This window comes from Stagnihabitans sp. (assembly GCF_964946895.1).
The window spans coordinates 133,839-156,548 of sequence record NZ_CBBQHX010000006.1; the positions used below are offsets into that span (position 1 = coordinate 133,839).

Here is a 22,710-nt window from a genome sequence, read left to right on the forward strand (position 1 = left end):
AATTTGTTTACCGGTTGCTGCGGCTGCAGCCTAAATTTAGCGCAGCGCCAAAAGAAAACCCGGCGCGAGGGAACGCGCCGGGCCAGAATCTGTGCAGAGACAGATCAGTTCTTCAGATAGCTTTCGATCGAATCTTCCAGCGCGTCTTTCCACGGCGTGTGATGGATCGGCGCCATCGTACCGGTGATCACCGAACGATAGGCATGGTTGCGGAATTCCATGATCCCGGCCTTCTTGTGGTCCTTCCACTCGAAGAAAGCCTCGCAGGCGCCGTCGACGTCGAAGGACGGATAGTCAGTCTCGGCGATCAGCTCTTTCACATAGTCGCCCTGATAGTGGATGGCGTCATGGGCATCCTTGCCGGCATCCTCGGCGGCCACACGGTCCGCCACATCCTTCAGCAGAACGGCCTTGTCGGTCGGGATGGCGATCTTGCCAAGGATGACATCCCGGACCCACCAGGCTTGCGCGTCGAACATGTTGAACGTGAACCACTGGTCCTGCATGCCCAGATAGAACAACTTGGGATTGTTCACGTAGACCACGCCCTTGTACAGGTCGTTCGTCGCCAGACGGTTGGCCGTCTTCAGGCGCAGATCGTCGGGCAGGAAGGGGAAGTGGTGCTTGTAGCCGGTGCACAGGATGATCGCATCCACCTTCTTGGAGGTGCCATCCTTGAAATAGGCCGTCGTCTCGTCGACGTGGTCAAGGGCTGCCACTTCCTTGAAATTCTCGGGCCAGTCAAAGCCCATCGGCGCATTGCGATAGGCCACGGTCACTGACTTGGCGCCGTATTTCCAGCACTGGCTGCCGATATCCTCGGCCGAGTAGGACGAGCCCAGCAAGAGAATGTCCTTGCCCTTGAACTCCACGGCGTCGCGGAAATCATGGGCGTGCAGAACGCGACCGCCATAGATGCCAAAGCCCGGATATTCCGGCACATTCGGCGTCGAGAAGTGGCCCGAGGCGACGATGACGTTGTCGAACTCTTCTTCGTACATCGTGTCGTTCACCAGATCATGGGCGGTGACGGTGAAATTGCCCTTGGCCTCGTTGTACTTCACAAAGCGCACCGGATGACGGAAGCGGATCCACGGACGGACCCCGGCTTTCTTCACGCGGCCTTCGATATAGTCGACCATGACAGCACGCGGCGGATAGCTGGCGATCTGCTTGCCGAAGTGCTCTTCAAAGGAGTAGTCTGCGAATTCAAGGCCTTCCTTCGGACCGTTGGTCCAAAGATAGCGGTACATCGAGCAGTGCACCGGCTCGCCGTATTCATCCAGACCGGTGCGCCATGTGTAGTTCCACAACCCACCCCAGTCACCTTGCTTTTCAAAGCAGACAACCTCGGGAATCTCTTCCCCCTTGGCACGCGCCGACTGGAAGGCGCGAAGCTGCGCCAAACCCGAGGGGCCAGCGCCGATGACGGCAACTCTCTTGTTCATGGAACTCTCCCTGCTTGGGCCTTGCGAATCTGGCCCTTGGGAAAGACCCTAGACAGACCCTATGCTGAGTGTCAATTTTTCTTCCTGCTATGAAACGTCACATCCTGCGCCACGCCTGCAAACAGGGCTATCCGAAGATGGGCAACCGATACGGTTGGGTCCTGCCCCCAAGGCGTTCCCCACCCTGCCCTGCCGCCTGATCGGCGGGCCCATTTTGGGGCCATGTCACAGCATGACCCGCGCCTGCGACGGGCTGCCCCCGGCAAAGATCCTCTTTTGCCCTGAGACAGTCCAACGTGGCAACATTCTGCCTAAAGTTGACGGCAATCACCATTCATGCGGAGCGGGCGGGTTCTCTTGCGGTGGTCCGTCGTCTAGGCTTTCGCGCGAACGGCGGGATGCGAAAGGCCAGCGCAATCATGATGATCGACATTGTTCTGGACCCCGGCTTCACCGGCAACTTTCAGACGCTGTACACCCACATGAACCCGCTGACGGCCGGGGCCGCAGACGTCTCGGCCAGTGCCACGGCGATCACCTTCTCCGATCAGGCCGGACACAGCTTCACGCTCAGTGGGACCGGGCTGGTCTGGGGACAGGCTGGCGATGGCAAGATGGCGATCCTGGCCGGAACCGCGCAGGCGCTGAGCTATGCCGAGGGCGGTCAGAGCCTTGTGACCTTCTCGGTCCTGCAAACCACCGGCGCCGCGGTCTGGGCCGCCTTTCAGGACGAGGCGAGCGGGACCAATGCCGGAGCGCTGACCACGCTTCTGGTACGTCATTGCTGGACCTATCACGGCACCGACCAGGCCGACACCTTCACCCAGACCGCCCTGGCCGACCGTGGGTTGCTGGATCCGCGCGGCAACGATCTGATCTTGCTCAACGGCGGCAATGACACCTGGTTCGCGGGCTCGGCCAACGACACGGTCAAGGGCGGTACGGGCAACGACACGCTCGACGGCGGGGCCGACAACGACAGGCTTTTGGGCGGCAGCGGCAACGACGTGCTGACGGGTGGCACGGGCAATGATGTGCTGCACGGCGATGCAGGCAACGACAGCCTGATGGGGAACGAGGGCAACGATATCCTGCAAGGCGGCGCGGGCGATGACACGCTGCGCTCGGGTCAGGGCGACGATCAGGTCACCGGTGGCAGCGGGCATGACCTTTTCATCTTTGCGAAAGGGTCGGGCCAGGACGTGGTGACCGACTTTCAGGATGGCATAGACCATTTCAGGCTCACCACCACCGTCCCGATCGAGATCATTGCGCAAGGAGCCGACACCCTGATCCGCTTTGGCGCAGATCACGTGCTGGTGCTGGGCGTCGAGGCCAGTCAGATCACCGGTGCGGACTTCATCTGACCGGGCCCGGTCACGCGCGCCGATCCACTGGCGCGCGGCCTCCGGTTCATGCGGTCTGGTGGCAAGGTGCGGCCCCGCGCCTGTGCGGCGCGGGGCCAGTGGTCACAGGAACAGGGCGGAAATCTGGTCGTTTGTCATCACCGATGTCTGGGCCAGCGTGAAGGCGCTGGTCTGGCTGTTGGACAGGGCGGCGATATCCGCCGTTTCCAGCGCCGTGATCTGCGCCGTCGTCAGCGAGGCGATCTGGGCGGTCGTCCAGCCCACCATCTGATCGGTGGTCAAGGCGGCAATTGCCCCGGTCGACAGCGCCGTCACCTGCACCGTGCCCAGCGCGGCAATTTGTCCGGTCGTCAGCGCGGTCACCTGCCCCGTGGTCAGCGCCGCCACCTGATCCGAGGTCAGGGCGTGCAACTGGCCACCTGTCAGCCCCTTGATCGCCCCGCTGCTGAGGGCGGCAAAATCCGCCACCTCCATCTGCGTCAGGACTGCCGTGGTCAGCGCTGCCACCTGCGCCGAACTCAACGCATGGACCTGACCGCTGGACAGCGCCACCACATCGTCACTCGACAGGCCCGAAAGTCCGGCCGTGGTCAGGGCCGCGACCTGGCCCGTGGTCAGGGCCGCGACCTGATCGGTGGTCAAGGCCGCCACCTGACCCGAAGCCAGTGCCGCCACCTGTGCGGTGGCCAGCGCCGCCACCTGATCGGTGGTCAGCGCCCCGATATCCGCCGTGGACAGTTTGGTGACCTGCGCCGACGTCAGTGCCCCGATCTGATCGGTGGTCAGCGACTGGACCTGCCCCGTGGTCAGGGCGGCCACCTGCGACGTGGTCAGGCCGCGGATCGCGGTGGTGGTCAGGGCGGCAAGATCCTCCGCCTCCATCTGCGACAGGATTGCCGTCGACAAGACCGCAAGCTGGGCCGAGCCGAGTGCCGCGGCCTGCGCTGTGGTCAGCGCCACGACATCGTCGCTGCCAAGCCCGGCCAGGCTGGCGGTGGTCAGCGCCACCACCTGCCCCGTTGTCAGGGCCGCCACCTGTTCAGTTGTGAGGGCCCCGACTTGCGCCGAGGTCAGGATCGCCACGGCAGCGGTATCCATCGCCGCCACCTGGTCCGCCGTCATGGCCCCGATATCCGCCGTGGTCAGACGCCCGACCTGCACCGTCGTCAAGACGGCGACCTGATCCGTCGTCAGGGCGGCAACCTGATCCGTGGTCAAGGCTGCAACCTGAGCAGAGGTCAGCGCCCGGATGGCATCGGTGGTCAGGGCGGCAAAATCCTCCGCCTCGATGGCTGCGATCTGTGATGTGGTCAGGACGGCGATCTGGGCAGAGGTCAGCGCCCCGGTCTGATCCGCCGTCAAGGCCACGACATCCGCCGTGCCCAAGCCCGCGAGCGCTGCGGTGGTCAGGACGCCGACCTGATCCGGGGTCAAGGCGCCGATCTGATCGGTCGACAAGGCACCGACCTGCGCCGATGTCAGGATTGCCGCCTGCGCCGTGGTCAGGCCGGCAATCTGATCCACGCTCAACGCTGCCAGATCCGCGGTCGAGAACCTGCCGATCTGGGCGGTGGTCAGGGCGGCAATCTGTGCCGTGGTCAGGGCGGCGATCTGGTCGGTGGCCAACGCGGCGATCTGCGCCGTGGTCAATTTGGCCACCTGCGCTGTGGTCAGGCCGGCGACCTGATCCGACCCAAGGGCTGCGATCTGCGCCGTGGACAGGGCCGCTACCTGCGCCGTGGTCAGGGCTGCGGCCTGATCCACCGTCAAGGCGGCAATGTCCGCGGTGCTCAAGGTCGGCAGTTGCAGCGTGGTCAGGGCCGCGATCCGCGTCGGATCAAGCGCCGCGATCTGCGCCGTGGTCAAGGCCGCCACCTGCGCCGTGGTCAGGCTTGCCACCTGTGCCGTGCCCAGACCCGCAATCGGATCCGTGCCAATCGCCGCGACCTGCGCCGTGGTCAGTCCGGACAGTTGCGCCGTGGTCAGCCCGGTGATCTGGGTGGCCGAGAGCGCCGCGATGTCATCGGGGCTGAACTGCGCCAGCTGACTGGTCGACAGCGCGGCCAGCTGCCCCGCCTTCATCGCAGCCACCTGATCCGAGCTGAGAGCCGCCACCTGCGCCGCTGTCAGGCCTTTGACCGCGGCCGAGGTGAGGCTGGCAAAATCCCCCACCTCCATCGCGGCAACATCTGCCGTGCCGAGGGCCGCAACCTGGGCCGAGGACAGCGCGCCGGCTTGTCCGGCCGACAGGGCCACGACATCCGCCGTCCCAAAGCCCGCCAGCGCCGCCGTGGTCAGGGCGGCGATCTGGGCGTTGGTCAGGCTGCCGACGGCATCCGTGCCAAGCGCCCCGACCTGGGCCGAGCCAAGGCCTGCGATCTGTGCCGTGGTCAGGCTTGCCACCTGCGCCATCGACAAAGCCGCCACATCGGCCGTGGTGAATTTGGCCACCTGAGCCGCCGACAGCGCTGCAATCTGCGCCGGGGTCAGCGCCGCCACCTGCGCCGTGGACAGCGCCTGAACCTGCGCCGTGGTCAGCTTGGCCACCTGGCTCGTGGTCATCGCGGCGATCTGGTCGCTGCCAATCGCGGCGACCTGCGCCGTGGTCAGTGCCGCCACCTGTGCCGTCGTCAGAGCCGCGACTTGCCCCGAACTCAACGCTGCGACATCAGCGGTGGAGAATCTGGCGACCTGCGCCGTGCTCAGCGCCGCAAGTTGTGCGTTGGTCAATCCCGCGATCTGATCCGAGGTCAGCGCCGCAATCTGGGCCGTGGTCATGCCCTTGACGGCAGCCGTGGTCAGCGCCGCCAGATCCGCCGTTTCCATTGCGGCAATCGCCGTGGTGCCCACCGTTGCAATCTGGGTGGAGGTCAGAACATGGGCCTGTGCCGTGGTCAGCGCCACCAGCGCGTCCGCGCCCAGCCCCGCCAGCGCGGCAGAGGTGAGGGCCACGATCTGGTCAGTGGTCAGACCTGCCGCCTCATCCGTGGTCAGTGCTGCGATCTGGCCCGAGGTCAGAACTGCCACCTGCGCGGTCGTCAAGGCCGCAACCTGCGGACCTGACAGGGCCGCCACATCCGCCGTGCCAAGTTTGGCCACCTGCGCCGTGGACAGCGCGGCAATCTGCGCCGTGGTCAGCGCCGCCGCCTGCGCGGTGGTCAGGGAAGCCACCTGCGCCGTCGTCAGCTTCGTGATCTGGCCGGTGGTCAAGGCGGCAACCTCAGCCGCGCCAAGGGCGGCGACCTGCCCGGTCGTCAACGCCACAAGCTGGCCCGAGGTCAGCGCCGCCGCCTGCGCGGTGGTCAGCGCATCGATATCGGCCGTCGACAGTTTGGTGATTTGCCCGGTCGACAGGGCAGCGACCTGTGCTGTAGTCAGGGCGCCAACCTGCCCTGCCGACAGGGCCGCGACCTGTCCCGTGCTCAACCCCGCAACCTGCGCGGTGGTCAGGGCCGCCACCTGATCGGTGGACAGCGCCACAACCTGCGCCGTCGACAGGCCCGCCACCTGCACCGAACTCAGCACCGCAACCTGCGCAGTGGTCAAGGCGCCGACATCGGCCGTGGTCAGCGAGGCGATCTGCCCAGAGGTCAGAACAGAGACCTGCGCCGTGGTCAGCCCGGCAATCTGCGCTGTGCCCAGCACGCCCAGTTGCGCCGTGGTCAACTTGGCGATCTGCGTCGTGGTCAGGGCCGCCAGTTGCGGGCCAGTCAGCGCCCCGAACTGGCCGAGGCTGAGGGTGCCAAACTGTGCCGTGGTCAGGGCTGCGATCTGGGCCGTCGTCATCGCGGCCACGTCCACCGTGGTCAGGGCGGCAACCTGCGCTGTCGTCAGCGCCGCCACCTGCGCCGTCGTCAGCGCGGCGATCTGGCCCGTGCCCAGCGCCGCAATCTGCGCTGTCGACAGCGCCACCTCTTGCGCCGTGCTCAGTTTGGAGACCTGGGCCGTCGTCAAAGCCGCGACCTGCGCCGTCCCGAAAGCTGCCACCTGCGCCGAGGTCAGGGCAGCGACCTGCGCCGTCGACAGCGCCCGCACCGCCGCCGTGCCCAGATTGCCGACCTGCGCCGTGGTCATCGCCGCCAGTTGCGCCGTGGTCAGGGCTGCGGCCTGGGCCGAACCGAAGGCCGCCGCCTCTGCGGTGGTCAGGCCGCGCAGGGCGCTGGTGGTCAACGCCGCCACATCCGCCGAACTCAGCGCCACAATCGAGGCCGCATCCAAAGCCGCCACCTGCGCCGACGTCAAGATCGCCGCCTGCGCCGTGGTCAGGGCACCGACACCTGCCGAGGTCATCCCCGCCAGCGCCTGCGTTGTCATTGCCGCCACCTGCGCGGTGGAAAGATGCGAGACCTGCGCCGCGGTCAGCGCCGCAACCTGATCAGACCCCAGCGCCGCCACCTCTGCCGTGGTCAGCGCTGCAACCTGCGCCGTCGACATCGCTGCAATGCCCGCCGTTGATATCGCCGCAACCTGCTGGGTCTTCAGATTGGCCAGTTGCACCGTCGTCAAGGCGGCGATCTGCGCCGTGCCAAACGCCGCAATCTCGGTCGGGTCCAGAACACGCAGCGCATTGGTGCGCAGGGCAGCAAGGTCGGCCGGCTCAAACGCGGCGATCAGGCTGGCGTCCAAGGCGCCCACTTGCGACGAGGTCAGGGCATGCGCCTGTGCGGTGGTCAAGGCCACGATATCCGCTGTGGTCAATCCGGCCAAGGCATCCGTCGACAGGACGTTGATATCTGCTGTGGTCAGCGCCGCGATCTGGTCTGTCGACAGCGCCGTCACCTGATCCGCGGTCAGAACCGCCGCTTGACCTGAGGTCAGCGCCGCGATCTGATCGGTTGACAGGGCCGCCACGCCATCCGAGGTCAACGCCGCCACCTGATCGGTGCTGAGCACGGCCACCTGATCGGTGGTCAAGGCCGCCACCTGAATGATGGCAAGGCCTGCGATCTGATCGGTGGTCAGCCCGGCCAAGGCCGAGGTGGCCAGCGCAGCAAGGTCTGCCGTCTCCATCTGCGCCAGAACCGTGGGGTCGATCACGCCGATCTGGCTGGAAGACAGGGCCGCCGCCTGCGCCGTGGTCAGCGCCACCAGATCCGCCGTGCCCAAGCCCGGCAAGGCATCCGTGGTCAGTGCGGCAATCTGGCCGGTCGTCATATGGGCAACCTGCGCCGTGGTCAGCGCGCCCACCTGATCATAGGTCAGGGCCGCAACCTCTACCGTGGTCAGGGCGGCCACCTGTGCCGTCGACATCGCCGCGATGCCGTCGACCGACAGGGCTGCCACCTGATCGGTGCTCAGCGCTGCGACCTGCGCCGTGGTCAGCGCTGCGATCTGATCAGAGCCAAGGCTTGCCACCTGATCGCTGCTCAGACCGGCCAGCGCGGCCACCGTCACCGCCGCCAGATCCGCCGTCTCCATTGCCGAAATCACTGTCGCGGCAATCGCCCCGACTTGGCCCGAGCTCAGCGCCGCCGCCTGTGCCGTGGTCAGCGCCACAAGATCGTCACTGCCCAGACCCGCCAAGGCCATGCTGGTCAAGGCTGTGATCTGATCGGTCGACAATCCCGCCACCTGATCCGTCGTCAGAGCACCCAGTTGGTCCGCCGTCAGGGCCGCGATCTGCGCCGATGTCAGGGCGGCAACCTGATCCGTCCCCATCGCCGCCACACCCGAGGTGTCGATCGCCGCGATCTGCGCCGTTGACAGCGAGGCCACCTGCCCGGTTGTCAGCGCCACGACTTGATCGGTGCTGAGGCTGGACACCTCGTCCGTGGTCAGGCCGCGCAGGGCGCCGGTGGTCAGGGCGGCCAGATCCGCCGTCTCCATCTGTGCCAGAACATTGGGGGCAAGGGCGCTGACCTCGGCCGAGGTCAGCGCCGCCGCCTGATCGGTCGACAGCGCCACGATTGCGTCGCTGCCCAGACCCGCCAGGGCCGCCGTGGCAAAGGCCGCGACTTGACCCGTGGTCAAAGCCACGACCTCATCCGTCGTCAGGGCCGCAACCTGCGCCGAGGTCAGCGCCGCCACCTGCGCCGTGGTCAGCGCCGCGATCTGGTCGGTCGACAGGGCCGCCACGTCATCCGTGCTCAAGCCCGCCACCGCCGCCGTTGACAGCGCCACGATCTGACCTGTGGTCACCGCCGCAATCTGATCCGTCGACAAACCGGCCACCTGGGCCGAGGTCAGACCCCGCACCGCGCCCGTCGTCAGCGCGGCAAGATCAGCCGTTTCAATCTGCGCGAGGACCGCCGCATCCAGCGCCGCGATCTGGCCCGAGGTCAGCGCGGCCGCCTGCGACGTGGTCAAGGCCACCAAAGCATCGCTGCCCAGACCCGCCAAACCGGCCGAAGACAGGGCCGCCACTTGACTTGTGGTCAGTCCTGCCACCTGATCGGTCGACAAGGCGGCGACCTGTGCCGAGGTCAGGCCCGCCACCTGACCCACCGTCAGCGCCGCAACCTGCGCGGTCGACATGGCCCCAAGCTCGTCCGTCGTCAGATGCGAGACTGCCGCCGTCGACAGGGCCGCCACCTGCCCATTGGTCAGGGCGGCGATCTGATCTGTGGTCAGGGCCGCCGCCTCCGCCGTGGTCAAACCTCGCAGCGCCGAGGTGGTGATGGCCGCCAGATCCGCCGTTTCCATCTGCGCGATGATCGCGGCGGGCAGTGCCGCCACCTGCGCCGAGCCGAGGCCCGCGGCCTGCGCCGTGGTCATGGCCACCAGATCGGCGCTCGTCAGCCCGGCGAGGCTGGCCGCGGTCAGGGCCCCGACCTGCCCGGCCGAAAACGCCGCCATCTGCGCCGTGGTCAAAGCCCCGACCTGTGCCGAGGTCAGCGCCGCCATCTGACCGTTGGTAAAGGCCGCCACCTGCGTGGTCGACATCGCGGCCAGCGCGGCCGTGCCAATCCGCGTGACCGAGGCCGTGGGTAGGGCTGCGACCTGCGCCGTGGTCAGCGCCGCCACCTGCGCCGCGCCCAAAGCCGTGATCTGCGTGGTGTTCAAGCCCTTGACCGCCGTCGTTGTCAGGGCGACCAGATCCGCCGTCTCAAGCGCCGCAATCGCTGCCGTCGACAGGTTGGCCACTTGCCCCGAAGACAGCGCTGCCGCCTGCCCGGTGGTCAAGGCCACCGCATCCGCCGTCGACAGGCCCTGCAACCCCGCCGTGGTCAAGGCCGCGATCTGCTGGATGGTCATATGGGCGACCTGCGCCGTGGTCAGCGCCGCAACCTGCGTCGAGGTCAGCGCCGCCACCTGCTGCGTCGTCATCGCGGCAACCTGTGCCGTCGACAGGCCCTGAACATCCGCTGTCGTCAGTTGCTGGACCTGCGCCGTGCTCAGGGCCGAAAGCTGCGGATTGGTCAGCGCCGCCACCTGTCCGGTGGTCAGCGCCGCGACTTGCGCCGTGGTCAGCCCCTTGATTGCCGCCGCCGTCAATGTGGCGAGATCCGCCGTCTCCAGCGCCGCAAGCGTTGCTGTCGCCAGCGCGCCGACCTGTGCCGAGGTCAGGGCCGCCGTCTGCACCGGGATCAGCGCCACGGCATCCGCCGTCGTCAGACCCACCAGCGCTGCCGTGGACAAGGCGGCAATCTCTGCCGTGGTCAGCGCGGCGGTCTGCGCCGTCGTCAGCGCCGCCACCTGCGTCGAGCCAAGGGCCTGAACCTGCCCGCTGCTCAGCGCAACCACTTGCCCGGTGGTCAGGGCGGCAAAACTCGCGGTCGGAAGCGCCAGAAGTTGCGCTGTCGTCAAGGCATTGACCTGCGCCGTCGTCAGGGCCGCGACATCGGCCGTGGTCAGCGCCGCCAAGGCCGCCGGGGTCAGCGCGCCGATCTGGCCGATGGTCAGATGCGCAGCCTGCGCCGTGGTCAGGGCTGCAACCTGTGCCGTGCCCAGCGCCGCGATCTGACCTGTCGTCAAAGCCGCCGTCTGCCCCGTGCTCATCGCCGCCACCGCCGCAGAGCCGATTGCGGCCACCTGCCCCGTGGTCAGCGACGCGAGCTCAGCCGTCGTCAGGCCCGCCACCTGATCGGGGGTCAGGGCTGCCATCTGGCCTGTCGACAGGCCGTGCAAAGCCGTGGTGGTCAGCGCAGCCACATCCGCCGTCTCCATCGCGGCAAGGTCGGCAGTCGACAGGGCCGCCATCTGTGCCGAACTCAGAACCGCCGCCTGACCGGTGGTCAGGGCCACCGTATCCGCCGTGGTCAGGCCCTGCAGGCCCGCCGTCGTCAGCGCCGCGATCTGCGCCGTGGTCAGCGCCGCTGTCTGATCGGTGGTCAACGCACCAACCTGCGCCGTGGTCAGCGCCGCCACCTGCCCGGTGCCAAGGGCCGCAATCTGGCCCGTGCTCAACGCCGCAATACCCGCCGCCGGCAGGCTGACGAACTGTGCCGTGCTCAGTGCCGCCAGTTGCGAATTGGTCAGCGCCGCGATCTGGGCCGCGCCAAGTGCCGACAGCTGCGCCGTGGTCAGCGCCCGCAGGGCGGCAGTCGTCAGGGCTGCCATCTCTGCCGTCCGCAGGGCTGCCACCGCTGCCGTGGACAGAACGCCAAGCTGGGCCGAGGTCAGGACCGCCGCCTCTGCCGTCGTCAGCGCAGCCGCCTCGGCCGAGGTCAGACCGGCCAGCGCGCCCGGGGTCAGCGCCGCGACTTGCGCCGTGCTCAACACCGCAACGTCATCCGATCCCAGCGCGCCCAGTTGAGCCGAGGTCAGGAGCGCGATCTGCCCCGTTGTCAGGGCCGACGCCTGTGCCGTGGTCAGCGCGGCCATCTCCTCAGTCCCGAACTGGCCCAGCTGGGCGGTGGACAGGGTTGCGACCTGACCGGTGGTCAGGGCGGCAACCTGGGTGCCTCCAAGTGCCGCCACCTGCGCAGTGCTCAGACCCGCCAATTGCGCCGTGGTCAGGGCGGCCACCTGCGCCGTGGTCAGCGCCGCAACCTGCGCCGTCGTCAGTTTCGAGATCTGCGCCGTCGACAGCGCCAGCACATCCGCCGTGGTCAAGGCCGCGACCTGCGTCGTGGTCAGAGCCACGATCTGCGCCGAGGTCAGCCCCTTGATCGCGCTCGAGGTCACGGCGGCCAGATCCGCCGTTTCCATCTTCGCGAGCGTGGTGGCGACCAGCGCGGCAATCTGACCCGAGGTCAGGGCCGCCGCCTGCACCGTGCCCAGCGCAACGATATCTGCCGTCTCAAGCCCTTGCAGCGTGGCAGTGGCGAGGGCGGCGACCTGCGCGGTGGTCAGGTTGGCGATCTGCGCCGTGGTCAGCCCGCCCATTTGGGCCGAGGTCAGCCCCGCCACCTGCGTCGTCGTCAAGGCGGCAATCTGTGCGGTCGACATGCCGGCCAGATCCGCCGTCGAAAGCTTGGCCACCTGCGCCGCCGACAGGCTGGCGATCTGTGCTGTGGTCAGTGCCGCCGCCTGTGCCGTGGTCAGCGCGGCCATCTGCAGCGTTGTCAGACCCTTGATCGCGGTGGAGCCGAGTGCCACGATATCAGCCGTCTCAAGCTTGGCAATCGCGGCGGTGGTCAGGGCAGAGACCTGGCCCGAACTCAGCGCCGCAACCTGCGCGGTTTCAAGCGCCACCACATCCGTGGTGGTCAGGCCGATCAGCCCCGCCGTCGGCAGGGCGGCAATCTGCACAGTTGTCAGACCCGCGACCTGTGCCGTCGTCAGGGCAGCAACCTGACCCGAGGTCAGGCCGGTCAACTGCGCGGTGGTCAAGGCCGCGACCTGCGCCGTGGACATTGCCCCGACGGCGGCGTTCGACAATTTGGCCACGCTGGTTGCCGCCAGATTGGCCACCTGCGCCGTGGTCAGTGCTGCCACCTGCGCAGTTGTCAGCACCGCCGCCTGCACCGAGGTCAGACCCTTGATCGCCCCCGCGCCCAATGCGGCCACATCCGCCGTGCCCAGATGCGAAATCGCCCCCGTGCTGAGGGCCCCAAGCTGGGCCGAGGTCAGGGCCGCCGCCTGCGCCGTCCCCAAAGCCTCGATATCGGCCGAGCCGATGCCACCCAGCGCCGCCGTCGCCAGCGCGGCCACCTGCGCGGTGGTCAGCGCCGCGACCTGATCCGTTCCCAGAACCGCCAACTGGCCAGAGGTCAGCGCGTTGATCTGCCCGGTGGTCAGCGCCACGATTTGTTCCGTCGACAGCGCCTCCATCGCCGAGGTGGTCAGCTTGGGCACCGCCGCTGTCGACAGGGCGGCAATCTGTCCGGTGCCCATCGCGGCGATCTGGGCCGAGGTCATCACCCCGAGCTGTGCCGAACCCAAGCCCTTGATCGCGGCCGTGGTCAGCGCGGCCACATCCGCTGTGTCTAGATGCGCCACTGCCGCCGTCGACAGGGCCGCGACCTGCGCCGAGGTCAAGGACGCCGCCTGCGCCGTGGTCAGCGCCGCTGCATCGGCCGCGCCAAGCCCCTTCAGCCCTGCCGTCGACAGGGCCGCAATCTGCACCGTGGTCAGCGCCGCCGTCTGGTCCGTGGTCAGCCCGGCAATCTGCGTCGAACTCAGGGCCGCCATCTGCGCCGTCGACAGCGCGGCAATCTGCGCCGTCGACAGGCCCGCGATATCGCTTGACGCCAGCTTGCCCAGATCGGCCACCGGAAGGGCTGCAATCTGTGCCGTCGTCAAAGCGGCAATCTGGGCGCCGTCCATCGCACCGATCTGCGCCGTGGTCAGGCCCTTGATTGCCGCCGTGGTGATGGCCGCGACATCCGCCAGATCCATATGCGAAATCGCTGCCGTGCTGATCGCCGCCAGTTGCTGGGACCCCAACGCCGCGACCTGCGCCGTCGACAGGGCCACCAGCGCCGCTGACCCCAGACCCGCGATCGCCGTTGAACTGATGGCCCCCACCTGCGTACTGGACAAGCCATGCACCTGCGCGGTCGACAGCGCTGCCACCTGCGTCGACATCAGCGCCGCGACCTGTGCGGTGCTCAACACCGCCAGTTGTGCCGTGGTCAGCGCCGGCAGCTGCACCGTCGTCAACGACTGGATATCCGCCGTGGTCAGCGCCGCGATGGCTGTGGTGGACAGCGCCGCGATCTGGGCGGTGGACAGCGTGGAAATCGTCGTCATGGGATGCTCCGACTGACAAGGGACAATGCGGGAGGCGGCCTTACCCCTTCCCGACGCTGCCCGTTTTGGGCGCGATGCTCCCCGGCAGGCTGGCAGGCGAGCCTTATGAATCGGTGAACAAGACGTGAAACCGGGGCATGGAGCCGCGTTTGCCGCCGGAAAAGAACCGAAGATTTTAGAAAAATGTGCCGCGCGATCCGATTTTATGCCGACGCTGTTCACCCCTCGTTCACCCTTTTCGCGCCAGTCTTGCGCAAAGCCACGGAGGTTGCCGATGTCGATGCCTGTTCTTCTGCCCTTTCCCCTGCCCGGCGATGACGCCAGCCTGCGCCGCGCCATGCAGCGTCCGGGGGGGCTGTCCGCCGTACCGGTGGCAGAGTTGGCCTATCTGGGCCGGGCGGTGGCGGGGCTGGACCTGCTGGCGCTCGTGCGGCTGGCCGAAGAGGCTTCGGCCGACGATGGCATGGCACTTTATGAATTCTGGCTTGGCGCGCATGGCACCGAACTGCCGGCCTGTGCGGCCTGGTTCAACCTTGGCGTGGCGCGGATGAAGGCGGCCAATCCTTCGGGTGCGGCGCAGGCCTATCGCAGCGCCCTGCGCCTGAAGCCAGACATGACAGAGGCCGCCATCAACCTCGGCTCAGCGCTGGAAGCCGCCGGCCAGACGGAGGCCGCGCTGGGCGCCTGGCGCGCCGCGTTGCCGCCGGCCAACTTGCGTCAGATGCTGCACAACCAGCTTGGCCGCGTGCTGGAAGCCCAGGGCCGCCTGGGCCCCGCCGCCGAGGAATTGCGCGCCTCGCTGCTGATTGCGCCGCATCAGGAGGACGTGCAGCAACACCTCGTCCATATCCGCCAGCGTACCACCGCCTGGCCGGTAACCGCGCTGGGGGTGCCGGCGCTGACCGATGCCGAAGCGGCCTTTCATTGCGGCCCCCTCGCCGCCCTGGCCCTTTATGACGATCCCAGGCTGCAGGCGGCCAGCGCCGCCGACTGGATAGCGCGCAAGGCGCCGCCTGCGCCGCACCATCTGGCCCCGGTCATGGGCTATGCCCATGACCGAATTCGGCTGGCATATCTCTCGACCGATTTCTGCAGGCACGCGATGAGCTTCCTGATCGCCGAATTGCTGGAACGGCACGACCGCTCAAGGTTCGAGATCTATGGCTACGACGCCTCCCCTGAGGATGGCAGTGACATCCGCGCCCGCGTGCTGGGCGGCCTCGATCACCACATCCCGATCCACGGCCTTTCGGATGAGGCCGCCGCCCGCGCCATGGTGGCCGATGAGATCGACATTCTGATCGACCTGAACGGTCTGACCAAAGGTGCCCGCCTTGGCATCCTGCGCTGGAAACCTGCGCCGGTGCTGGCGACCTATCTGGGCTATATCGGCCCGATCCCCTTGCCAGAACTTGACTATATCCTGTGTGATGAGGTGACGATCCCGCAGGCCATGGCGGCTGACTATGCCCCACGCCCGTTGCACATTGCCGGCTGCTATCAAGCCAACGACAGCCGCGCCCCGACCCTTCCGCCCGTGTCCCGCGCGGCCGAAGGCCTTCCCGACGAGGCCTTCGTCTACACCTGCGTCTCCCATCATTACAAACTGACGGAAGAGGTCTGGGAGGGCTGGTGCCGGATCCTCGCCGCCACCGAAGGCTCGGTCCTGTGGCTGATCGACGACAACCCCGAAAGCCGCGCCGCCTTGACCGCCCGCTGGCACGCCAAGGGGCTGCGGGCCGAGCGGCTGATTTTCGCCCCCCGCGTCGACCCCGACCGCTACCGCGCCCGGCTGGCGCTGGCCGACCTGTTCCTTGACACCCATCCCTACAATGCCGGCACAATCGCCTCGGACGCCTTGCGCATGGGCTTGCCGATCGTGACGCTGCAGGGCAAGGCCTTCGCTGCCCGCATGGCCTCCAGCCTGCTGATGGCGGTCGGGCTGACCGAGGGGATCACCACCTCCCAGGCCGAATACGAGGCCCGCGCCATCATGTTGTGCCGCAACCGTGTCGCGCATCACTGGATGAAGGCGCATCTGTCCGGCGATGCCTGGGCCCGCACGCTAGGCGACGCCGCCGGTTTCGCGGCCCGCTTCGAAGCGGCCCTGCAATCGGTGTGGAAGCGGTCCTAAGCTCAGGTCGCATGGCGGAAGGGTTTGCGGCTTTCAGCCGTCACGGGCCCGAATTCAGCCCAAAGGCCGCCCCTATCGCATCCACAACCCGAGGATTTTCAGACGACTGGCGCGAGGTGTCCGACACACCCATCGTCAGCTTGCCCTCAAAAGCCCCATCTGCGTTTCGGCTGTGACAGTTGAAAACCGCAACGCATTGCCAGTCATCACCTTGACCCATATCGGGCGTGTCGCCCGTCATGACCGCTTCGCAAGACCTGCCCACGTTTTGTCAGTGCCCCCTGAAGATCTTGGCGCCGGTGGCCATCGCCTCCCCATCCAATCTCAAAAGCCTCGTGTGTCATCCGCAGGTAAACGACCGGCACGCGGAGTGGCCGCGACAGTTGCAAACCGCAGCGCCTTGCCCGCCTGCGACGCAGCGAAGGTCAGCCGTGCCGTGCGCCATCTGCCGGTCAGAAGACCGGCGCGCGTTTGAGAAGCGCCAGCTAGGGACCCCGGGGGACCGGGCAGGCGACGGGCACGCCGCCGAACAGCTTTGCCCCGAAGGCCGGGCGAAAGCCAAGGGTGCCCTCCATGGCAGCACACGTGAAATACATCGACACCAGCCGCCTTACCGGCCCGGCATCGGTCAACCTCGCCCCAATCGACAAGGGTCGGAAAGCCGACCCTCATCGCGGCAACACCGCGTGACGGCAGGGGCATAACCCCCCGCTAGCCCAGAGGTTTGCGCCCCTAGAGGGCCTTAACCCCGGACGCCCACAGCGCGAAATGGCCATCACGCTGGACGCGAACATTCTGGAAGCCGGCGGCCTCCAGATGGCGGGCCAGGGTCGTGGCCACAAAACCGGTGCGGTGCCCCATGAAATGGTTGCCCGACGCGATCGAGGCACGGTGGCCGTACAGCATGTCAAGGGCGGCAATCGGGCCCATGGCAGACATATAGGCCGCATCCTCCAGCTTGCCCTCGGCCACAAGGGCCGCGACCTGTTGCAGATCCGGCATCGTGACCAGGGCAAACCCTCCCGGCGCCAGAACCCGGTGAAACTCGGCCAGGGCAAAAGGCACGTCATGCGCAGCCAGATGTTCCAGATTATGCGCTGACCATACGGCCTGCACCGAGCCCGTGGCCACGACGGCCATATCGGTGATCGAGGCCACGATGTCGGGCGCCACGCCGGGATCAATATCCAGCCGCACCTCGCGCCATTCTCCGGCGGGAAAGAAGGCAGCCGGCAGTTTGGAAGGGTCAGCAATCCCGCAACCCACGTGCAGCACGCGGCTCGGCTCCGGCGGGCCGAAATGCGGCATGACGACCTCTGAGGTTTCAAGTGACGGCGTGGTGACGATGGTCATGGTCTGTCCTTTCTGGATCAGGGAAACTCAGGGTTCGCGCAAAGCCTCGTTCAGACCGCGCAACAGCGGGTCGAGGAAGTAGTCAAGCACCGAGCGGGTGCCGGTTTTCACATCAGCCTCCAGCGTCATGCCCGGCAACAGCGAGGTGCCATCGGCCAAATCGTGGAGATTGCCCGACAGGCTGACGCGGGCGGGATGTTGCGCCTCGGTTGCGCCATCGGGCGTGAAAGAGGCGCTGGAGATGTCAATCAAGCGACCGGTCAACGCGCCGTGGCGACGCCAGGGGAAGGCGTCAATCTTCAGATTCACCGGGTCACCAGGCGCCACTGCGCCCGCGTCAGCGGATCGCAGGCTGATCTCCGCGACCAGCGGCACATCCGAAGGAACCAGAACCACCACCGGCGTGCCCTCGGCCAAGACCGAGCCGGGGCCGCCTTGGGCGACCGAGATCACCACCCCGGGGCCGGGGGCAACAAGATCCGACAGGGCGGCCAGCCGACGGGCCTTCGACAGGGCTTCCTGCAGATCGGCGATCTGCGGGCGCAGGGCAGCCAAAGCCTCAAGATCGGCGCGGCGGCGGTCGCTGTCATAGGCCGACAGCGCGGCCTCGGCCCCGGCAAGACGGGCCGACAGGTCTTTCAACCGCGCCTCGTGCTGGTTCAACGCAGCTTCGGCGTCGATGCGCGCCAGCTCCGCCTCCAGCGCGGCAAGGCGCGATCCGGTCTGGCTGGCCGCCAGCCTGGCATGCATATCCTCGACCTGACGGGCAATCGACAGGCGGTCGGCCAGACCACCGCCGGCGCGATCTTCGGCCTGAAGTGCATCCGCGGCGGCATCCCGGGCTGTTTGCAGTTGCGCCCTTTGGGCGGCAGCAAGGCTGGACCGTTGTGCCTGTACCTGCGCTTGCAGAACCATATCTGCGGTATCTGCGGACATCGGCTGACCGGACAGATCCGCATCCAGCCGTGCGGCCTGAGCGTTCAGCGACGCCAACTGGGCCTGAAGCGCTGCGCGGTCGGCATCCGGCAAGGTTGGGTCAAGTCGGGCAACGACCTGCCCCTTGACGACCTTGTCTCCCGGATGGACCAGAAGATCGCGCAGCACCGCCGGACTCATCGGGGCAAGGATGGCTGGTGGCGCATCGGCGGCGATCCGGCCCCGGGCAGTGACCACGACGTCCAACTGCACAAGGCTGGCCAGCGTCACGAGGGACAGGATCAATGCCAGTCCCAACGCCGGCCAAAGCCGCAGGATCAGCGGCGCGGGTTCGGCCACCAGCCGGTCAAGGTCGGCCTGAAACTCCAGCGCTTCGCGGGCAAGCCTCACGTCAGTTCACCCCTGTCAGATGCTCGGTCTGCTGCTGCCAAAGGTGTCGGTAAATCTCGCAGCGAGACACAAGTACGGCATGGGGGCCGATATCGACGACCTGACCTTGATCCAGAACGACAATCCGGTCGGCCTTGACCAAGGATGACAGGCGGTGCGACACCACGATCACCGTGCGGCCCTTGGCAATGGCAGCAAGGTTGCGGTTCACCACGGCCTCACTTTCCGGGTCCAGCGCCGAGGTTGCCTCGTCAAACACCAGGATCTTGGGCGCGCTCATCAAGGCGCGGGCGATGGCCAGGCGTTGGCGTTGCCCCCCCGACAGATTGGCCGCCCCTTCTTCGATTGGCGTGTCAAAGCCAAGCGGCAGGCGGCGGATGAACTCTTCCGCCCCGGCGAGTTTGGCGGCGATCAGCACCTCTTCCAGACCGGCGTCGGGGCGCGACATGGCGATATTGTCGCGAATCGTGCCGCGAAACAGCAGGTTTTCTTGCAGCACGACGCCCAGGCTGCGGCGCAGGTGGTCCAGGTCGATCTGGCGGATGTCCACGCCGTCGATCTGGATCAGCCCGGCCTGCGGCGTTTCAATGCCCTGGATCAGGCGCGTCAGCGTGGTCTTGCCAGACCCCGACCGCCCGACAACGCCAATCACCTGACCCGGCGTTATCTCGAAACTGACCCGGTCAAGGGCTGGGGTCACGGCGCCGGGATAGGTGAAACTGACCGCTTCGAACCGCAGGCGGCCGCCGATGGGATGCCGGGCCGGGCGGGCCTGTGTGCCGCGTTCGGGCTTTTGGTTCAGAACGCCGGCCAGCATGCGGACCGACAGGGCTGCCTCTTGATATTCGTTGATCAGGCCGACGATCTGCACCAACGGTCCGGTGACCCGGCCCGCCAGCATCAGAAAGGCCACGAGGGCGCCGGTCGTCAGCCGCCCTTGCAGCACCAGCGCAGCTCCATAGCCTATCACACTGATCTGCATCAGCTTTTCCAGAAACCCAGTCGCCGACGCCGCCAGCGCCGCAATCGCCCCCACATCCCATTGCCGCCGCAGGGTTCCGGCCAGACTGTCCTCCCAGGCCTTCCGGCGCGAGGGTTCCAGCACCAGAGACTTGACCGCCCGCATGTTGTGCAGGGTTTCGACAAGTTGCGCCTGCCGCCCCGCCTCAGCCTGATAGAGCGCATTCAGCCGGCGGCGAAACAGCGGCAACAGGGCACCGATCACCCCCGCGATGGCCGTGGCAAAGCCCAGCACCACCAGCGTCAGCGGGCCGCAAAGAAGCATGAGGATGCCCAGAAGCAAGGGCAGGAAGGCCGCGTCCAGCAGGGTCTGGAACAGGCGCCCGGTCAGGAAATTGCGTATCTTTTCCGTCTGTTGCATGTGGCGTGCCATGACGCCGGCCGGTGTCGTTTCAAACACCGACAGGGGCAGAGCCAGAAGCTGCGCGAAGCTGCGCGCGCCCATCACGGCGTCGATCTTGCCCCCCGCAATCAGCATCAGGCGTTGGCGGGTGTAGGTGAAGGCCGCATCAAAAGCCGCAAGCAGGATGAAGATCGAGACAATCGCCGCCAGTGTGTTCCATGCCTGATGCGCGATCACCCGGTCGATCAGCACCTGAAACAGCAAGGGCAGTGCGAAGGCGATCAGGTTGCCGGTGACGACGGCCAGCGCAACCCCTGCCAGAAGCCCCTTTTGCGCGTACAGCGCTGGCAAGAACCACGCCAGACCAAAGGGTTGATCCTCAACCTTGGGGACGGGGCGGGCCAGAAGGATACGTCCGTCCCAAATTTCCAGAAAGCGGGCCCGGGTCAGGGTTTGCACACCCTTCGCCTCTTCTGCGGGGTCAAGAATGGCGATGTCGCCACTGGGCAGGATGGCCACGGCGATCAGCCAGGCCCCGTCCTTGCCGCCGACCATGGCGGGATATGCGGTGCCAAGCCGCGAGATTTTCGCCCAGGTCCCGCGTTCCACCAGCTTGACCTTGAAGCCCGAGGCCGTCAGCGTCGCCGCCACGGTCGGTGCGATATCCCCCTCAACCAGGCGGGGCAGATCTTCGGGCCGCAGGGCCACACCATGATGCGCCGCGATCAGGAATGTCGCCCGCAAGGCCGACATCTGATGATGGCGCAGCGCCAGTTCTCTGGCCAGTTTGGGGTCTGAAACACTCATGCCCGGACCCTAGGCCGCTTGTCCTTAACGTCCAGTGAAGGCGCACCGGCCGCAAGCCTGCAACACAAGCGCCCAGCGAAAGACTATCAGGCTTTTGTCTTGGATTTGAACGAAGCGCGCGCCGCTTTGATCCGCCGGGACAGCTGGATCTTCTGGCGATGAGCCGGGCCTGAACGGGCGTCATGGGATCAAGATGCGTGCGCCGGGCGTTGCGGCGCAAGACGCCACGATCTGGCCCTCGCCAGCCCCGCCGACCGGTCTTCAAGGCCTTCAGACCGCTTCCAAACCGGTCTGCCTTCAAAAATCCCTCGCGAGACGCGATCGCCGACCTGTCAGCGGACCCGGTCAGCGCTTTGTCAGCAAGGCCGCCACCTGCGCCACCAAAGCGTCGATCAGCGCAAGGGCCTGCGGGGTATCCGTCGCCCTCTGACGAAAGGTCGCAGCGACAAGACCGCCCTGCCCCAAGCGCCTTTCGCCAATCAGGGCGACAGGTTTGTGGAACCAGCCCACGACACGCCCCAAGCTGACGCGTCCCCACGCCGGACGCCGTCGCCCAACGGCGGCCAGGTCCACGCCGTCCTCAGCGTGAATTCCCGCGTCAGCGCGTCCCATTCCTCGCAGCGTTCGCGAACCGAACGGTAGGTATGAAAGTCGTCCAGATCGCCCCTCACATGGAAATTGCCCTGACAGGCAGAATTGTCGCAGATCCGTCGGGCGGGATCGCGCGCCTTCAGCTCGGCAAAGCTTTATTCCAGCCAAGCCCGATGCGCCGCGTCATCGCACAGCCGGGTGCGCGAGCCCTGGTTGGTCAGGGTCCGGATCACGATCCAGGAATGGCTGCCGTCACGCGCCAAGACCCCCAGCATCGCCCCCTTCAGCCGCGCCTTTGCGGCCTCGGTCAGGCCGATATTCGTGCGGCCCTGGATCCGCGGTCCAAGGACCTGACCACGCGCCGCCAATTCCTGATCGTGAATCCCCATGGCGGGATCGAGATTCTCATGGCGTTCGCTTCGCCCGCAAGGATCGCCAGTCTGAAGGTGCTGCATGACGCCGGCGCCCTCAACGTCAGCGACATCGCTTCGCGGCTGGCACTGCTGCAATCTTCGCCCTCATCCAGTCTTCAGGCGATTGAGAATGCCGGCCTGACATTCCTGGCGGGCGCCATCAGGGCGGCAAATGGGAAAACGGCGTCTGACGACGGGAAGACCGGCCGATACGGCTGGACCTTGCATGGCACACGTCAGACAGCACCGCGGTCGGCGTGCAGGAGTTCATCGGCTTGTGCGACAAGGGTCGCCACCAAGCCGATGCCCGCAATCAGCATTCGCTTTGTTGAGTGGAACGTCTGGTTTCATTCCAACGCGCAGGACCGCGCCGCGGCTGCTGAAGTGTATCTACACCTTCGAAGATGTCCTGCAGGGCGCTTCCACCCTCGTCACCTTCATTCGCACGTCAAATGTGGTGAAGATCGCCTGCAGAGCGCACCCGGTGAACGTGATTGCCGCGATCATGACAGAGCCGGGTGGGGCTGCCCGGCGGCAGACGATCTATTATCCTGATCGCTTCGACTGGACCTTCGGGCACGGTACGGCGCTGAAGTTGTCGGTGAAATGGCCCGGATATGGTGCCGAAATGGCCGACACCGTGCCTTGCATCGACATCGCCGGTACCCATGATGCAAAGGCGGGCTTAGGCACGTTCTTTTTGGTCAACCGCTATGCGACGGATGATCTGGTGACAGAGGTCTCGCTTCTGCGATTTGCCGACAGGGTGGTAGCGGATCATCCAAAGATGACCTGCACTTGACGGTAGGCGCCGGTAGCCCCGGCGCCTTTT

Annotated in this window: 10 protein-coding genes; 3 read left to right on the forward strand and 7 right to left on the reverse strand. The window is 66.7% G+C overall.

Annotated features, from left to right (window positions below; genetic code table 11):
- Nucleotides 1-104 precede the first annotated feature (104 nt).
- The gene (locus tag AC1Y2B_RS06015; protein WP_482252160.1) at nucleotides 105-1,448 is read right to left on the reverse strand and encodes an NAD(P)-binding domain-containing protein; all 1,344 of its coding nucleotides are present in this window, start codon (nucleotides 1,446-1,448) and stop codon (nucleotides 105-107) included.
- Nucleotides 1,449-1,867: 419 nt separating this feature from the next.
- Here AC1Y2B_RS06015 and AC1Y2B_RS06020 point away from each other — a divergent pair, with 419 nt between their 5' ends.
- Nucleotides 1,868-2,815, forward strand: coding sequence for a calcium-binding protein (locus tag AC1Y2B_RS06020; RefSeq protein ID WP_482252161.1), 948 nt, complete (start codon nucleotides 1,868-1,870; stop codon nucleotides 2,813-2,815).
- Nucleotides 2,816-2,917: 102 nt separating this feature from the next.
- Here AC1Y2B_RS06020 and AC1Y2B_RS06025 read toward each other — a convergent pair whose 3' ends face one another.
- On the reverse strand, nucleotides 2,918-13,891 hold the full coding sequence (locus AC1Y2B_RS06025) for a beta strand repeat-containing protein (protein ID WP_482252162.1): 10,974 nt from the start codon (nucleotides 13,889-13,891) through the stop codon (nucleotides 2,918-2,920).
- Nucleotides 13,892-14,165: 274 nt separating this feature from the next.
- Here AC1Y2B_RS06025 and AC1Y2B_RS06030 point away from each other — a divergent pair, with 274 nt between their 5' ends.
- Nucleotides 14,166-16,025, forward strand: coding sequence for an O-linked N-acetylglucosamine transferase, SPINDLY family protein (locus AC1Y2B_RS06030; protein WP_482252163.1), 1,860 nt, complete (start codon nucleotides 14,166-14,168; stop codon nucleotides 16,023-16,025).
- A 732-nt stretch (nucleotides 16,026-16,757) separates the two neighbouring features.
- On the opposite strand, the gene AC1Y2B_RS06035 is transcribed toward AC1Y2B_RS06030, so the two are convergent.
- The 5 genes from AC1Y2B_RS06035 to AC1Y2B_RS06055 all read right to left on the reverse strand — a co-directional run bounded on the left by AC1Y2B_RS06035 (nucleotide 16,758) and on the right by AC1Y2B_RS06055 (nucleotide 21,920).
- On the reverse strand, nucleotides 16,758-17,378 hold the full coding sequence (locus tag AC1Y2B_RS06035) for a class I SAM-dependent methyltransferase (RefSeq protein ID WP_482252164.1): 621 nt from the start codon (nucleotides 17,376-17,378) through the stop codon (nucleotides 16,758-16,760).
- A gap of 27 nt (nucleotides 17,379-17,405) precedes the next feature.
- Nucleotides 17,406-18,704, reverse strand: coding sequence for an HlyD family type I secretion periplasmic adaptor subunit (locus tag AC1Y2B_RS06040; protein ID WP_482252165.1), 1,299 nt, complete (start codon nucleotides 18,702-18,704; stop codon nucleotides 17,406-17,408).
- Nucleotide 18,705: 1 nt separating this feature from the next.
- Entirely contained in the window at nucleotides 18,706-20,874 is a 2,169-nt protein-coding gene (locus AC1Y2B_RS06045; protein ID WP_482252166.1) for a peptidase domain-containing ABC transporter, read from the reverse strand.
- 345 nt (nucleotides 20,875-21,219) lie between these two features.
- Nucleotides 21,220-21,447, reverse strand: coding sequence for a hypothetical protein (locus AC1Y2B_RS06050; RefSeq protein WP_482252167.1), 228 nt, complete (start codon nucleotides 21,445-21,447; stop codon nucleotides 21,220-21,222).
- 173 nt (nucleotides 21,448-21,620) lie between these two features.
- A complete protein-coding gene (locus AC1Y2B_RS06055) occupies nucleotides 21,621-21,920 on the reverse strand; it encodes a hypothetical protein (RefSeq protein WP_482252168.1) in 300 nt (99 codons plus the stop codon).
- 184 nt (nucleotides 21,921-22,104) lie between these two features.
- Between AC1Y2B_RS06055 and AC1Y2B_RS06060 the strand changes: the two genes are divergently transcribed.
- The gene (locus AC1Y2B_RS06060) at nucleotides 22,105-22,680 is read left to right on the forward strand and encodes an alpha-L-arabinofuranosidase C-terminal domain-containing protein (protein ID WP_482252169.1); all 576 of its coding nucleotides are present in this window, start codon (nucleotides 22,105-22,107) and stop codon (nucleotides 22,678-22,680) included.
- The last annotated feature ends 30 nt before the right edge of the window (nucleotides 22,681-22,710 follow it).

Coding starts and splice junctions, on each gene's coding strand:
- AC1Y2B_RS06015 (WP_482252160.1), bottom strand. CDS start 1,448: ATGAACAAGAGAGTTGCCGTCATCGGCGCTGGCCCCTCGGGTTTGGCG.
- AC1Y2B_RS06020 (WP_482252161.1), top strand. CDS start 1,868: ATGATGATCGACATTGTTCTGGACCCCGGCTTCACCGGCAACTTTCAG.
- AC1Y2B_RS06025 (WP_482252162.1), bottom strand. CDS start 13,891: ATGACGACGATTTCCACGCTGTCCACCGCCCAGATCGCGGCGCTGTCC.
- AC1Y2B_RS06030 (WP_482252163.1), top strand. CDS start 14,166: ATGTCGATGCCTGTTCTTCTGCCCTTTCCCCTGCCCGGCGATGACGCC.
- AC1Y2B_RS06035 (WP_482252164.1), bottom strand. CDS start 17,378: ATGACCATCGTCACCACGCCGTCACTTGAAACCTCAGAGGTCGTCATG.
- AC1Y2B_RS06045 (WP_482252166.1), bottom strand. CDS start 20,874: ATGAGTGTTTCAGACCCCAAACTGGCCAGAGAACTGGCGCTGCGCCAT.
- AC1Y2B_RS06055 (WP_482252168.1), bottom strand. CDS start 21,920: ATGCAGCACCTTCAGACTGGCGATCCTTGCGGGCGAAGCGAACGCCAT.
- AC1Y2B_RS06060 (WP_482252169.1), top strand. CDS start 22,105: ATGGCACACGTCAGACAGCACCGCGGTCGGCGTGCAGGAGTTCATCGG.